The following is a 14,863-nucleotide window of genomic DNA, read 5'->3' on the forward strand; positions in this document are numbered from 1 at the left end:
CAATCGCAATAGAAGAAGGATTAAGATTCTCAATTCGTGAAGGTGGAAGAACTGTAGGATCAGGAGTTGTAACTAAAGTTCTTGCTTAATTAAAAAAGACTAGGTCTTTTGACCTAGTCTTTTTAGTGAATGAAAAGCAGATAATTCATATAAGCATAGAAGAATTTTTATTGACATAGTTTTTAATTTATGATAGTTTATATTAGTAACGTTGTTAATGGTGGATGAAATATACCCGAAGACAACGGGTTAATATATATGTTGATTTGTAGGAGGTGTTTCAGATGAGAGATAGAATAACATTAGCATGTACAGAGTGTAAACAAAGAAATTACAATACAGTGAAAAACAAAAAGAATAATACAGAGAGAATTGAACTTAAGAAATTCTGTAAATTCTGTAAAAATCATACTGCTCATAAAGAAACTAAATAAGGACTATAAATATGTAAGGAAGTGAGTGTTATGACAGCACCAGCAACTACTAAAAAGGCAAAAATGACCACATATTTTAAAGGCGTTAAAGCTGAAATGAAAAAAGTAAATTGGCCAAGTAAAAAAGAACTAGTAAATTACACTGGGGTAGTTATAATGATCAGTGCAATCGTTGCCATTATAGTTTGGATATTGGATCTTTTGATACATGGTGCTTTAGGGTTTATAATTCAGTAGCAAAAGGGAGGGAAGGACCGATAGGTTCCCAAATTATGACGGAGAAGAGTAGAGAAGAAAGGGCTATGGATGCAAAATGGTATGTAGTCCATACTTATTCAGGTCATGAAAACAAGGTTAAAGCTAATCTTGAAAAGATGGTAGAGAATAGAGGAATGAGAGATGATATATTCGAAGTAGCAGTGCCTACTGAAGAATATGTTGATAACAAAGACGGGAAAAAGAAGGTAAAGGAAAGAAAACTTTTCCCTGGATATGTTCTTGTGAAAATGGTAATCAATGATGAAGCTTGGTATTTAGTTAGAAATACAAGGGGAGTAACAGGATTCGTTGGGCCAGGTTCCAAGCCAGTTCCATTATCAGATTTAGAAGTTAAAGCATTGGGAGTACAAACTACAGTCCTACCAATGATAGATTTAAAAGTTAAAGATACAGTGAAAGTTACCACGGGACCATTTGAAAGTTTCATGGGAACTGTTGACAGTTTGAACACGGAAAGAAGAAAAGTAAAAGTTTTTGTTTCTATGTTTGGGAGAGAAACTCTCGTCGAATTAGATTTTGACCAAATTGAAAAGTTATAGTTTTTTAAAGCAAATTGCTTTTTAAATATATACAATTAAGTGGGAGGGTTTAACCCGACAAACCACAAAGGATATGAGGAGGTGGAAGGTTTATGGCAAAAAAAGTCATGGCTTTAGTTAAATTACAAATACCAGCTGGAAAGGCAACACCAGCGCCACCTGTAGGAACTGCATTAGGACCTCATGGAGTAAATATTATGCAATTTACAAAAGAGTTTAATGCAAAAACTGCAGATCAAGCAGGTATGATAATACCAGTAGTTCTTACAGTATATCAAGACAGATCTTTTTCTTTTATTACAAAAACGCCACCAGCTGCTATTTTAATTAAGAAAGCTGTTGGAATTGAATCAGGTTCAGCTGAACCAAATAAAAAGAAAATAGCTAAGATTTCTCAAGCTAAGGTTAGAGAAATTGCTGAGATAAAGATGCCAGATTTAAATGCTGCGTCAATAGAAACAGCAATGAGCATGGTAGCAGGAACAGCAAGAAGTATGGGAATTACAGTAGAAGAATAATACGAAAATAGTGGGAGGAATTTCCGTTATAACCACAAGGAGGTAAAATTATGCCAAAAAGAGGTAAGAATTATCAAGATAGTATGAAGCTAATAGATAGAAGCACACTTTATGATGTAGAGGATGCTATTGAATTATTACAAAAAACAGCGAAAGCTAAATTTGATGAGACTATAGATTTATCAATAAGACTTGGAGTAGATCCAAGACATGCAGACCAACAAGTAAGAGGCGCAGTAGTATTACCACACGGTACTGGTAAATCAAAGACTGTTCTTGTTATTGCAAAAGGCGATAAAGTAACAGAAGCAGAAAAAGCTGGTGCAGAATATGTAGGTGGAGAAGAACTAGTAACTAAGATTCAAACAGAAAACTGGTTTGACTTTGATGTTGTAGTAGCTACACCAGATATGATGGGTGTTGTTGGTAAAATTGGTAGAATACTAGGACCAAAAGGATTAATGCCAAATCCTAAGTCAGGAACTGTAACATTTGATGTTGCTAAGGCAATTGATGAAATTAAAGCAGGTAAAGTTGAATATAGAGTTGACAAGCAAAGTATTGTTAATGTACCTATTGGAAAAATATCCTTTGGAACTGAAAAAATTAGAGAAAACTTTGATACAGTAGTAGATGCGATTATAAAAGCAAAACCTTCTGCTGCAAAGGGTAAATATTTAAAATCAGTTGCAATATCCAGTACAATGGGACCTGGTATTAAAATAAATGGACAAAAATTAATGGATTAATCTATTGACATTGGTTTGATTTGTTGATATAATTTCATTATTAATTAAATAAATATTCATCCGTAGACAGTAGGTACCTAAGGGTTTAATTTCCTACCGAGGTTGAGATCGATCTAATATAAAATAGAAATTAGGGTCTCTCTGTGTTTACGGAGAGACTTTTATTTATTGCTCTTATTGGGAGGTGAAGTCTGTGAGGGAAGAAATTCTACAAGCTAAAAGTCAAAATGTTGAAGAAATAAAAGAGAAGATTGGTAAAGCTCAATCCGTTGTGTTAGTTGACTATAGAGGCCTTAATGTTGAGCAATTAACAGAATTAAGAAGCAGATATAGAAAAGCTGGCGTTGAGTACAAAGTTTACAAGAATTCAATGATGAGATTTGCTTTCAAAGATTCTGGATTAGAAGATTTTAATGAATTCTTGAAGGGACCATCAGCTATTGCATTTGGATATGATGACCCAGTTCAAGTAGCTAAAATTACATCCGAGTTTGCTAAAGCAAATGATAAGTTGGAAATCAAAGCTGGTATTGTAGATGGCAAGATTATCGACTTAGAAGGAGTTAACAATTTAGCGAATTTACCACCAAGAGAAGTACTTATAGCTCAAGCATTAGGTGGATTGAATGCACCAATTCAAGGATTTGCAAATGTACTTCAAGGTACAATTAGAGGTCTTGCAATTGCATTAAATGCTATTGCAGAAAAACAAGAAGCATAAATAGAAAATTATAGTGGAGGGATATATTAAATGGCAAGCGAAAAAGTATTAAATTTAATTGAAGAGGTAAAAAACTTAACGGTATTAGAATTATCAGAATTAGTTAAAGCATTAGAAGAAGAATTTGGAGTAAGTGCATCTGCACCAATGGCAGTAGCAGCAGCACCAGTAGCAGGAGCAGCAGCACCAGCAGCAGAAGAAAAAACAGAGTTTGATGTTATCCTAGCTTCAGCTGGAAATGAAAAAATTAAAGTTATTAAAGTAGTTAGAGAATTAACAGGCTTAGGATTAAAAGAAGCTAAAGAATTAGTAGACAATGCTCCAAAGGCACTTAAAGAAGGAGTTTCAAAACAAGAAGCTGATGATGTTAAGGCTAAATTAGAAGAAGCAGGAGCACAAGTAGAAGTAAAATAATTATTATTGAATAAAAAAGGCTTTCAAGAGTTCGAAAGCCTTTTTATTTTCCCAAAATATTGAAAATAATCCTTGACATGGGTAGTCCAATATGGTAACATTGTTAAATGCATAATAGGAATAATATTGCCTAAATGTATATTATTTTACTATATTGGCAATATTAAAATATATTTGTTTTGAAAGTTTTACCAAAAGTATTTTATGCTTTTGGATATTTTAGTTTAATAAGGGGTGAATTGTTGATGGTACATCCTGTGACCTACGGAAAGCGCGTTAGGATGAGTTATTCACGCATTGATGAAGTACTTGATTTGCCTGATTTAATCGAGGTACAGAAAACATCTTATCAATGGTTTGTGAAAGAAGGTCTTCATGAGGTATTTGAGGATATATCTCCTATACAAGACTATACTGGAAATCTAATATTAGAGTTCGTTGATTATCATATCTCTGATGATATTAAGTATAGTGAAGATGAAGCAAGAGAGAGAGATGCAAACTATTCTGTACCACTGAAGGTAAAAGTTAGACTTATAAACAAGGAAACTGGAGAAGTAAAAGAACAAGAAGTGTTTATGGGTGACTTACCTTTAATGACAGAAAACGGTACTTTTATTATCAATGGAGCCGAGAGGGTTGTGGTGAGCCAATTGGTAAGATCACCTGGAGTTTATTTTGTGGAAGAGATAGACAAAACAGGGAAGAGATTATATTCCTCTACTCTAATACCTAATAGAGGTGCTTGGTTAGAATACGAGTCAGATTCTAATGATGTAGTCTATGTTAGAGTAGATAGGACGAGAAAGGTTCCTATTACTACTTTAATGAGGGCTTTGGGTATCCAAAGCAATTCTGAGATCGTGGAAATACTCGGTGAATCAGAACAAGTACTAGGTACTTTAGAGAAGGATAGTACTACTACTGAGGACGAAGCACTTGTAGAAATATATAAGAAGCTTCGACCAGGAGAGCCTCCTACCATAGATAGTGCTAGAACTTTAATTACAAATTTGTTCTTTGATCCAAGAAGATATGATTTAGCTAAAGTTGGAAGATATAAATTCAATAAAAAGCTAGCTTTATACAACAGAATTTATGATAAAAAGGCCGCTAAGGATATTTTTGATCTAGAAACAGGTGAGATACTTGTATCACAAGGTGAAAGAATCACCAGGGATAAAGCTATAGAAATTGAAAATAGTGGTATAAATGTTGTAGATATATTGCTTGAAGATGGAACTATTGTAAGAGTCCTAGGGAATAAGTTTGTCAATGTTAAGGCTTTTAATTTGCCATTTTCACTAGATGAATTTGGTCTGAAGGAAAAGGTTTACTATCCTTTATTAAAAGAATTAATAGATACTTTTGAAGATACAGAAGAGCTAAAAGAAGCAATAAAAGACAGAGTTAAAGAATTATCTCCAAAACATATTACGGTAGATGATATTGTAGCAAGTATAAATTATGAACTAAACTTATTTCATGGTATAGGAAATGTGGATGACATTGACCATTTGGGTAATAGAAGACTAAGATCTGTAGGTGAACTATTACAAAATCAATTTAGGATAGGTTTAGCTCGTATGGAAAGAGTAGTCAGAGAGAGAATGACTATACAGGATATTGATGTAGCTACACCTCAGGACTTAATTAATATAAGACCTGTTGTTGCTTCAATTAAGGAATTCTTTGGTAGCAGCCAGTTGTCTCAATTCATGGACCAAACAAATCCTCTGGCAGAGTTAACACATAAAAGAAGAATGTCTGCATTAGGACCTGGTGGACTAAGCCGTGATAGAGCAGGGTTTGAAGTCAGGGATGTTCACAATTCTCACTACGGCAGAATGTGTCCTATAGAAACACCAGAAGGCCCTAATATCGGCCTTATAACATCACTAACAACCTATGCAAGAATAAATGAATATGGTTTTATAGAAGCTCCTTATAGAAAAGTAAAAAAAGGCACTGGAAAAGTCACTGGAGAAATCGACTACCTAACTGCTGATGTAGAAGATGAGTTTATTATTGCACAATCTAATGAAAGATTAACACCTGATGGGGAGTTTGTCAATAAAAGGGTTGTAGCAAGGGGTAAACGCGGAGTTGTAGATATATTTCCAATTGATCAAGTAGATTATATGGATGTTTCACCTAAACAAATTGTTTCTGTTGGAACTGCCATGATTCCTTTCTTAGAGAATGATGATGCCAATAGAGCACTAATGGGTGCAAACATGCAGAGGCAAGCTGTACCACTTTTAAAGACGGAAGCACCAATTATCGGAACAGGAATTGAACATAAAGCAGCCAAGGATTCTGGATCTGTAGTTGTATCTCAGAATGCTGGAATTGTCGAAAAGGTTAGTTCATCTGAAATAGTAATAAGAAGAGATAGTGATAATCAATTAGATAGATATAGATTACTGAAATTCAAGCGCTCCAATCAAGGGACTACAATTAATCAAAGACCTATGATAATGAAGGGTGAAAGAGTTGCAGCAGACCAAATAATTGCAGATGGACCAAGTACCAACCTTGGAGAAATAGCATTAGGTAAAAACATCCTAATTGCATTCATGACATGGGAGGGCTATAACTACGAAGATGCTATTTTGATCAATGAAAAGTTGGTAATGGAAGATGTATTGACTTCAGTTCATATTGAAGAATATGAGTCCGAAGCAAGAGACACTAAATTAGGACCTGAGGAAATTACCCGTGATATTCCTAATGTGGGAGATGAAATGCTTAAGGACCTTGACGAAAGAGGAATAATTAGAGTAGGCGCTGAAGTTAAATCTGGAGATATATTAGTTGGTAAAGTAACACCAAAGGGAGAAACTGAGCTTACTGCTGAAGAAAGGCTACTAAGAGCAATTTTTGGCGAAAAAGCTCGTGAAGTTAGAGATACCTCTTTAAGGGTACCTCATGGTGAAGCCGGAATTATTGTGGATGTAAAAGTATTCTCAAGAGAGAAAGACGATGAATTACCACCTGGCGTTAACCAAATGATAAGAGTATATATAGCAACTAAGAGAAAAATAAATGTAGGGGACAAAATGTGTGGACGACATGGTAACAAAGGTGTAGTATCTAGGATACTACCTGAAGAAGATATGCCATATTTACCAGATGGGACCCCTGTTCAAATAGTTTTAAATCCTCTGGGAGTTCCTTCCCGTATGAATCTAGGTCAAGTATTAGAAGTACATCTTGGTCTTGCTGCCAAAAAATTAGGATGGCATGTTGCTACTCCAGTATTTGATGGTGCAAATGAGGAAGATATTATTGAGGCTCTAAAAGAAGCCGGCTATCCTGAAAATGGAAAGATTCTCCTTAGAGATGGAAGAACTGGAGAAAGTTTTAACAACCCAGTTACAGTAGGATATATGTATATGTTGAAACTACATCATCTTGTAGATGATAAAATTCACGCTAGATCTACCGGACCATATTCTTTAGTTACGCAACAGCCATTAGGTGGTAAAGCACAATTTGGTGGACAGAGATTTGGAGAGATGGAGGTTTGGGCACTAGAAGCATATGGAGCAGCCCATACCCTACAAGAAATATTGACGGTTAAATCTGACGATATTGTTGGTAGAGTTAAGACATATGAGTCAATTGTAAAAGGTGAGAATATACCTGAACCTGGTATTCCAGAATCATTTAAGGTTTTGATAAAAGAACTTCAGAGTTTGTCGTTGGATATTAAGATTTTAACTGATGAAAAACATGAAATAGAAATGCTTGAGACAATCGAGGATGAATTATCTGACTTAGAGACAATTGGCGAAGGTATACCTGATGATGATCTACTTGATGAAGAGTTAAATCCAAGACAAGGAATAACTAAAATTGAAGGAGATATTCCGAGTGGTTTCATTTTAGAAGAAGACGATGAAGTAAATCTTAGTGTTGATTATGAAGATGATGTTGACTTTGAAGACAGTGACGAATTTGATGATGATTTTTAAAATAATTTTATAAAATAATTTTATAATGAAAGGAGAGAATGCTCCTTGTTTGAATTCAATACTTTTGATTCAATTAAAATTGGGCTGGCTTCACCAGAGAAAATCAGACAATGGTCTAAAGGAGAAGTAAAAAAACCTGAAACAATAAACTATAGAACATTAAAGCCTGAAAAAGAAGGACTATTTTGCGAAAAAATATTTGGTCCCACAAAGGATTGGGAGTGCCATTGTGGGAAGTATAAGAGAGTAAGATATAAAGGTGTTGTATGCGACAGGTGTGGTGTGGAAGTAACTAAATCAAAGGTGAGAAGAGAGAGATTAGGGCATATTGAATTAGCAGCACCAGTTTCTCATATATGGTATTTCAAAGGAATTCCAAGTAGAATGGGTCTTTTGATGGATATGTCACCTAGATCACTAGAAAAAGTACTATATTTTGCATCTTATATTGTAATAGATGGTGGAGATACATCATTGTATGAGAAGCAACTATTGACTGAAATAGAATATAGAGAAGCTTATGAAAAATACCACAATAAATTTAAGGCAATGATGGGAGCAGAAGCCATCAAAGCATTACTTGAAAAAATTGACTTAGAGAAAGAAGCTACAGATTTAAGACTTCAGTTAAAGGATTCTTCAGGTCAAAAGAAGATCAGAATAACTAGAAGGCTAGAAGTAGTAGAAGCATTTAGAAAATCAGGAAACAAACCAGAATGGATGATTTTAGATGCAATTCCAGTTATTCCACCAGATCTTAGACCAATGGTACAATTAGATGGTGGAAGGTTTGCAACATCAGATTTAAATGACTTGTATAGAAGGGTTATTAATAGAAATAATAGACTAAAGAGACTTCTTGACTTAGGAGCTCCTGATATCATTGTTAGAAATGAAAAAAGGATGCTTCAAGAGGCAGTTGATGCTCTTATAGACAACGGTAGGCGCGGAAGGCCTGTTACAGGACCAGGAAATAGACCCTTAAAATCTTTATCAGATATGCTTAAAGGTAAGCAAGGTAGATTTAGACAAAACTTACTTGGGAAGAGAGTTGACTACTCTGGACGTTCTGTAATCGTTGTTGGACCAGATTTGAAATTCTATCAATGTGGAATACCTAAGACTATGGCATTAGAATTATTTAAGCCATTTGTAATGAAAAAATTAGTTGAAGAAGGTCACTCACATAATATAAAATCTGCAAAGAGAATGGTTGAAAGAGTAAAACCACAAGTATGGGATGTATTGGATTCTGTTATTAAAGATCATCCAGTACTTCTAAACAGAGCACCTACACTTCATAGATTAGGTATTCAAGCATTTGAACCGGTATTAGTTGAAGGAAAAGCTATAAAATTGCATCCTTTAGTGTGTACAGCTTATAATGCAGACTTCGACGGAGATCAAATGGCAGTACACGTACCTTTATCTACAGAAGCTCAAGCAGAAGCTAGACTCTTAATGTTATCTACAAATAATATCCTTGCACCAAAGGACGGTAAACCAATTACCACACCAACTCAAGATATGGTTTTAGGAGCTTATTACCTATCAGTTGAGACACCTGGTGAACTAGGAGAGGGCATGGTATTTAAAGACTATGATGAAATGTTTCATGCCTATTCCGTTGGTGCTGTAGGATTACATGCTAGAGTAAAGGTAAAAGTAAAAATAGATGAGTTTGATAGTGGAAGACTTATTGAATCTACTGTAGGAAGATTTATTCTTAACGAACATTTACCACAAGATTTAGGTTTCGTAGACAGAACAGTAGATAAGTACTCACTAGAAGTTGACCAACTTGTAAATAAAAAGGCATTAGGAAATATAATAGAGAAATGCTTTAGAAAACACGGAAATGCTGTTACTGCTTTAGTTCTCGACCATATAAAGGAAACTGGATTCCACTATTCAACTATAGGATCAATTTCCATATCTATGGGAGACATATTTGTACCAGAAGCAAAATGGGAAATGATTGGAAAGGCTGAGACAGAAGTTGACAAATTTGAGAAATCTTATCGTAGAGGTCTTATATCAGATGAAGAAAGATATGAAAAGGTTATTGAAATTTGGAATAGAACCACAGATGAATTAACTGGCATACTCATGGATGGATTAGATCCAATGAATAATGTTTATATCATGTCATTATCAGGAGCTAGAGGTAGTGTAAACCAAATTAGACAGCTAGCAGGTATGAGAGGGCTAATGGCATCAGCATCTGGTAAGACCATGGAAATCCCTATAAAAGCTAACTTTAGAGAAGGACTTAGTGTACTTGAATTCTTCGTATCTACGCATGGTTCTAGAAAAGGTCTAGCTGATACTGCTCTTAGAACTGCTGACTCAGGATACTTAACTAGGAGACTAGTTGATGTAAGTCAAGATGTTATTGTTAGAGAAATAGACTGCAATACTGAGCAATATTTGCTAGTAAAAGCATTTAAAGATGGAAGAGAAGTAATTGAAGAATTAAGAGATAGGGTAGAGGGCAGATATTCCTTTGAAGATATACTAAACCCTGAGACTGGTGATATTATAGTAAAAGGAAATGAAATGATTTCTGAAATTCAAGCTGATTTAATTGAAAAGGTTGGAATAACAGATGTTAAAGTACGTTCGGTTCTAGGCTGTAAAGCTAGACATGGGGTATGTGCTCATTGCTATGGTAGAAACTTGGCTACAGGTGATGAAGTGAATATTGGTGAAGCAGTTGGAATAATTGCAGCCCAATCCATCGGAGAACCAGGTACACAGCTTACAATGCGTACATTCCATACAGGTGGAGTTGCTGGAGCAGATATCACTCACGGTTTACCTAGAGTTGAAGAATTATTTGAAGCAAGAAAGCCAAAAGGGCTTGCTATAATCTCTGAAAATGCTGGGGTTGTAAGTATTGAAGAAAGCAAAAGAAAGAAAGAAGTAATTATAACTTCTTCAAATGGAGAATCTATAAATTATAATATTGTTTATGGTTCTAGATTAAAAGTTCGACCTGGTGATATTGTTGAGGCAGGAGACGAACTAACAGATGGTTCAGTTAATCCTCATGATATCCTAAAGATCAAAGGTGTACAGGGAGTTCAAAATTATCTAGTTAAAGAAGTTCAACGAGTATATAGACTTCAGGGTGTAGATATAAATGATAAGCATATTGAAGTAATTGTCAAGCAAATGCTGTCTAAAGCAAAAGTAGAAGAAGCAGGTGACACTGATATGCTACCAGGATCTTTGGTTAATTTTTATGATTTTGAAGAGAATAATAAGAAAGCAATTGAAGAAGGTTTAGAGCCAGCTATAGGAAGTAAAACATTGCTTGGTATTACAAAAGCTTCCTTAGCAACTGATTCATTCTTATCAGCGGCTTCTTTCCAAGAGACAACAAGAGTATTGACACAAGCAGCTATTGAAGGTAAAGAAGATTTCCTTATAGGACTAAAAGAAAATGTTATCATCGGAAAACTTATTCCAGCAGGAACAGGTATGAGAAGATATAGAAACATTGAAATTGCTGGAGATGAAAATATTCAAATTTTAGAAGATTTAAATCTTGACAGTATAAATGACTGATGGTAAAATGTATTAGTGTGTAAACTTGAAGAGAGCTCTGGATGACATAAAGATTATGTGGACTCAAGGTCCACATAATCTTTAAAGTGTTTAAAGGAGGGGAAGACTTATGCTTTCAAAATTAACTAAAGGCAATAAGATTGTTGGTGTTAAACAAGTGAAAAGAGCATTAAATTCACAGGAAATTGAATTAGTTTTCATAGCAGAAGATGCTGACAACAAGATTACAGACGAATTAACCAAAATTTGCAGTGAGAAGCATATTCAAATTATTTATGTTGAAAGCATGAAAAAATTAGGAGATGCTTGTGGTATTGATGTTAATGCAGCAACTGCTGCATTGCTAAAATAATATTTAAAAATAGAAGGAGGTGCCTTGATGCCAACTATTAACCAATTAATTAGACATGGCAGAGAAAAAGTTGTTTACAAATCCAAATCCCCAGCTTTAGGAGTGAATTTTAATACTCTTAGAAAGAAGGAAACTACCGTTAACTCACCTCAAAAGAGAGGGGTATGTGTAGCTGTTAGGACTATTACACCTAAGAAGCCTAACTCAGCATTAAGAAAAGTTGCAAGAGTAAGACTTACCAATGGGCAAGAAGTAGCAGCTTACATTCCAGGAATTGGACACAATCTGCAAGAACATAGTGTTGTTCTAATAAGAGGAGGAAGAGTTAAAGACCTTCCAGGTGTTAGATACCATATTGTTAGGGGTGCCTTAGATGCTTCTGGCGTAGACAAAAGAATGCAAAGTAGATCAAAATACGGAGCTAAGAAGCCAAAGGTAAAGAAATAGTAGTGCTTAAAATGCAGGAATTTATTCCAATTTATTATAGATAGATGCATTTTGGCGCGGTGCGGTAATTTTATTACCGAGTACCAATGAATCAACTCTATATAGTTAAGGAGGGAAGTAAAGTGCCAAGAAAAGGACATATACCAAAAAGAGAAATAATGCCAGATCCAATTTACAACGATGTGGTAGTAACAAAATTAATTAACAGCATTATGCTAGATGGTAAAAAAGGAATTGCTCAAAATATAGTTTATGGTGCATTTGATTACATGGCGGAAAAGACTAATGAAGATCCGTTAGAAGTATTTTACAAAGCTATAAACAATATCATGCCTGTATTAGAAGTAAAGGCAAGACGTATTGGTGGAGCAACTTACCAAGTACCAATAGAGGTAAGAACTGAGAGAAGAGAAACTCTAGGTCTAAGATGGTTAGTTAACTATTCAAGACAAAGAGGAGAAAAGACTATGGTAGAAAGATTAGCAAAAGAACTTTTAGATGCTTCTAATGGTATGGGATCAAGCGTTAAGAAAAGAGAAGATACTCATAAAATGGCAGAAGCTAATAAAGCTTTCGCACATTATAGATGGTAGTATATCGTTTTTATTGTGTGGAGGGGGACCAAGAATCAAGAATAAGGAGGAAATATTGTGCCAAGACAAGTATCATTACAAAAAACTAGAAATATCGGCATAATGGCTCATATTGATGCAGGAAAAACAACCACCACAGAGAGAATTTTGTTTTACACTGGAAAAATACACAAAATAGGAGAAACCCATGAGGGCGCTGCCCAAATGGACTGGATGGAGCAAGAACAAGAGAGAGGTATAACTATCACTTCTGCTGCAACTACTTGTTTGTGGAATGAGCATAGAATTAATGTTATAGACACACCAGGACATGTGGACTTTACTGTTGAAGTAGAAAGATCACTAAGAGTATTGGATAGTGCTGTTGCGTTATTTTGTGCAAAAGGTGGAGTTGAACCTCAATCTGAGACTGTATGGAGACAAGCAGATAAATACAATGTGCCTAGATTAGCATTTGTTAACAAGATGGATATACTTGGAGCAGACTTTTTTAGAGCAATAGGTATGGTTAAGGATAGACTTAAAGCAAATCCAGTGCCTATTCAGTTACCAATAGGTAAAGAAGATAAATTTTTAGGCGTGGTTGACTTAGTAAATATGAATGCCAGAATTTACAATGATGATTTAGGTGAAAATATTGAAATAACAGAAATTCCAGCAGATATGCTTGAATTAGCTAAAGAATATAGAGATAAATTATTAGAAGCTATATCAGAACATGATGAAGAATTAATGATGAAGTATTTAGATGGTGAACAACTAACTACTGAAGAAGTAATCAAAGGTATTAGAAATGCTACTATAAAAGTAGCAATGACACCAGTTTTATGTGGATCTTCCTATAAAAACAAGGGAGTACAGCCATTACTAGATGCTATAATTGATTACCTTCCATCACCACTAGATATACCTCCAATCATGGGTGTTAGTCTAGAAACTGATGAAGAGGAAGAAAGATTATCATCAGATGAAGAATCATTCTCTGCATTAGCATTTAAAATAGTGACTGACCCATTTGTTGGTAAACTTGCATATGTTAGAGTTTATTCGGGTAGCCTAAAATCAGGTAGTTATGTACAGAATACTTCTAAAAACAAAAGAGAGAGAATAGGCAGATTATTGCTTATGCACGCTAATAAAAGAGAAGAAGTAGATGAAGTGTTTGCAGGAGATATAGTGGGAGTTGTTGGCTTAAAAGATACAACTACAGGAGATACATTATCTGATGCTAATAAACCAATAGTATTAGAAACAATGGAATTCCCTGAACCAGTTATTCATGTAGCTATAGAACCTAAGACAAAGGCATCTCAAGACAAGATGACTGTAGCCTTAATGAAATTAGCTGAAGAAGACCCTACTTTCAAGACTTATACTGATGAAGAAACAGGGCAAACAATTATTGCAGGTATGGGAGAACTACATCTTGAGATAATAGTTGATAGACTACTTAGGGAATTCAAAGTTGAAGCTAATGTTGGTAGCCCGCAAGTTGCATACAAAGAATCAATTCAAAACAATGCAGAAGCAGAAGGAAAATATGTAAGACAATCCGGTGGTCGTGGACAATACGGTCATGTTAAATTAAGAGTAGAACCACAAGAACCAGGTGTAGGCTATGAATTTGTAAATGCTACAGTAGGTGGATCAGTACCGAGAGAATTTATCAATCCTATAGATGCTGGAATTCAAGAAGCTTTACTTTCAGGAGTTGTTGGTGGATACCCAGTACTAGATATTAAAGTTACTTTATATGATGGATCATATCACGAAGTTGACTCTTCAGAAATGGCATTTAAAATAGCTGGTTCTATGGGTGTTAGAGAAGCTATAAGAAAAGCTAAACCAGTATTACTTGAACCAATGATGAAGGTTGAGGTAACTGTACCTGAAGAATACATGGGTGATGTTATAGGTGATATTAACTCTAGAAGAGGACGAATAGAAGGAATGGAATTACGAAGTGGAGCACAAGTTATCAGAGGCTTTGTACCACTTTCTGAAATGTTTGGTTACGCTACTGACCTTCGTTCTAATACTCAAGGTAGAGGAGTATACTCAATGCAATTTGACCACTATGAACCAGTGCCAAATAGTATTGCTGAAAAAGTAATAGGAAACAAATAATCTATAATTAAGGAGGAATAAGAAATGGGAAAAGCAAAATTCGAAAGAACCAAACCACACGTAAACATAGGGACAATAGGCCACGTAGACCATGGTAAAACAACATTAACAGCAGCTATAACAATGGTATTAAACAA

The 14,863-nt window shown here is 35.0% G+C and carries 15 protein-coding genes and 1 other annotated feature; all 15 genes read left to right on the forward strand.

Annotated features, from left to right (window positions below; all coding sequences use genetic code 11):
• The coding region (locus RIN63_RS15175) for a hypothetical protein (RefSeq protein ID WP_310445610.1) at positions 1 to 89 on the forward strand (89 nt) is incomplete at its 5' end.
• 195 nt (positions 90 to 284) lie between these two features.
• On the forward strand, positions 285 to 434 hold the full coding sequence (rpmG, locus tag RIN63_RS15180) for a 50S ribosomal protein L33 (protein ID WP_310445598.1): 150 nt from the start codon (positions 285 to 287) through the stop codon (positions 432 to 434).
• Between the two features lie 30 nt (positions 435 to 464).
• Positions 465 to 671 (forward strand): preprotein translocase subunit SecE, encoded by a 207-nt coding sequence (gene secE, locus RIN63_RS15185; protein ID WP_310445599.1) that lies wholly within the window; start codon positions 465 to 467, stop codon positions 669 to 671.
• Positions 672 to 706: 35 nt separating this feature from the next.
• Positions 707 to 1,252 (forward strand): transcription termination/antitermination protein NusG, encoded by a 546-nt coding sequence (gene nusG, locus RIN63_RS15190; protein WP_310445600.1) that lies wholly within the window; start codon positions 707 to 709, stop codon positions 1,250 to 1,252.
• 92 nt (positions 1,253 to 1,344) lie between these two features.
• Complete coding sequence (rplK, locus tag RIN63_RS15195) at positions 1,345 to 1,770, forward strand: 50S ribosomal protein L11 (protein ID WP_310445601.1); 426 nt, start codon at positions 1,345 to 1,347, stop codon at positions 1,768 to 1,770.
• A 50-nt stretch (positions 1,771 to 1,820) separates the two neighbouring features.
• The gene (gene rplA, locus RIN63_RS15200) at positions 1,821 to 2,519 is read left to right on the forward strand and encodes a 50S ribosomal protein L1 (protein ID WP_310445602.1); all 699 of its coding nucleotides are present in this window, start codon (positions 1,821 to 1,823) and stop codon (positions 2,517 to 2,519) included.
• A gap of 42 nt (positions 2,520 to 2,561) precedes the next feature.
• Positions 2,562 to 2,694, forward strand: a sequence feature (ribosomal protein L10 leader region).
• Positions 2,695 to 2,712: 18 nt separating this feature from the next.
• Positions 2,713 to 3,240: a 50S ribosomal protein L10 gene (gene rplJ / locus RIN63_RS15205; protein ID WP_310445603.1), complete on the forward strand. Its 528-nt coding sequence runs from the start codon at positions 2,713 to 2,715 to the stop codon at positions 3,238 to 3,240.
• Between the two features lie 30 nt (positions 3,241 to 3,270).
• Positions 3,271 to 3,654 carry a 50S ribosomal protein L7/L12 gene (gene rplL, locus RIN63_RS15210; RefSeq protein ID WP_310445604.1) on the forward strand — a complete coding sequence of 128 codons (384 nt, stop codon included), beginning with the start codon at positions 3,271 to 3,273 and terminating at the stop codon, positions 3,652 to 3,654.
• Between the two features lie 245 nt (positions 3,655 to 3,899).
• Positions 3,900 to 7,634 carry a DNA-directed RNA polymerase subunit beta gene (gene rpoB, locus RIN63_RS15215; protein WP_310445611.1) on the forward strand — a complete coding sequence of 1,245 codons (3,735 nt, stop codon included), beginning with the start codon at positions 3,900 to 3,902 and terminating at the stop codon, positions 7,632 to 7,634.
• 45 nt (positions 7,635 to 7,679) lie between these two features.
• Complete coding sequence (gene rpoC / locus RIN63_RS15220) at positions 7,680 to 11,207, forward strand: DNA-directed RNA polymerase subunit beta' (protein WP_310445605.1); 3,528 nt, start codon at positions 7,680 to 7,682, stop codon at positions 11,205 to 11,207.
• Positions 11,208 to 11,316: 109 nt separating this feature from the next.
• Entirely contained in the window at positions 11,317 to 11,559 is a 243-nt protein-coding gene (locus RIN63_RS15225; RefSeq protein WP_310445606.1) for a ribosomal L7Ae/L30e/S12e/Gadd45 family protein, read from the forward strand.
• 27 nt (positions 11,560 to 11,586) lie between these two features.
• Complete coding sequence (gene rpsL / locus RIN63_RS15230; RefSeq protein ID WP_310445607.1) at positions 11,587 to 12,006, forward strand: 30S ribosomal protein S12; 420 nt, start codon at positions 11,587 to 11,589, stop codon at positions 12,004 to 12,006.
• 122 nt (positions 12,007 to 12,128) lie between these two features.
• Positions 12,129 to 12,599, forward strand: a complete 471-nt coding sequence (rpsG, locus tag RIN63_RS15235; protein WP_310445608.1) for a 30S ribosomal protein S7 — start codon at positions 12,129 to 12,131, stop codon at positions 12,597 to 12,599.
• A gap of 57 nt (positions 12,600 to 12,656) precedes the next feature.
• Complete coding sequence (gene fusA, locus RIN63_RS15240) at positions 12,657 to 14,726, forward strand: elongation factor G (RefSeq protein WP_310445609.1); 2,070 nt, start codon at positions 12,657 to 12,659, stop codon at positions 14,724 to 14,726.
• Positions 14,727 to 14,750: 24 nt separating this feature from the next.
• On the forward strand, positions 14,751 to 14,863 hold a 113-nt coding region (locus RIN63_RS15245), incomplete at its 3' end, for a GTP-binding protein (protein WP_310445612.1).

This window comes from Tissierella sp., assembly GCF_031460495.1.
Classification (GTDB): domain Bacteria; phylum Bacillota; class Clostridia; order Tissierellales; family Tissierellaceae; genus JAVKTS01.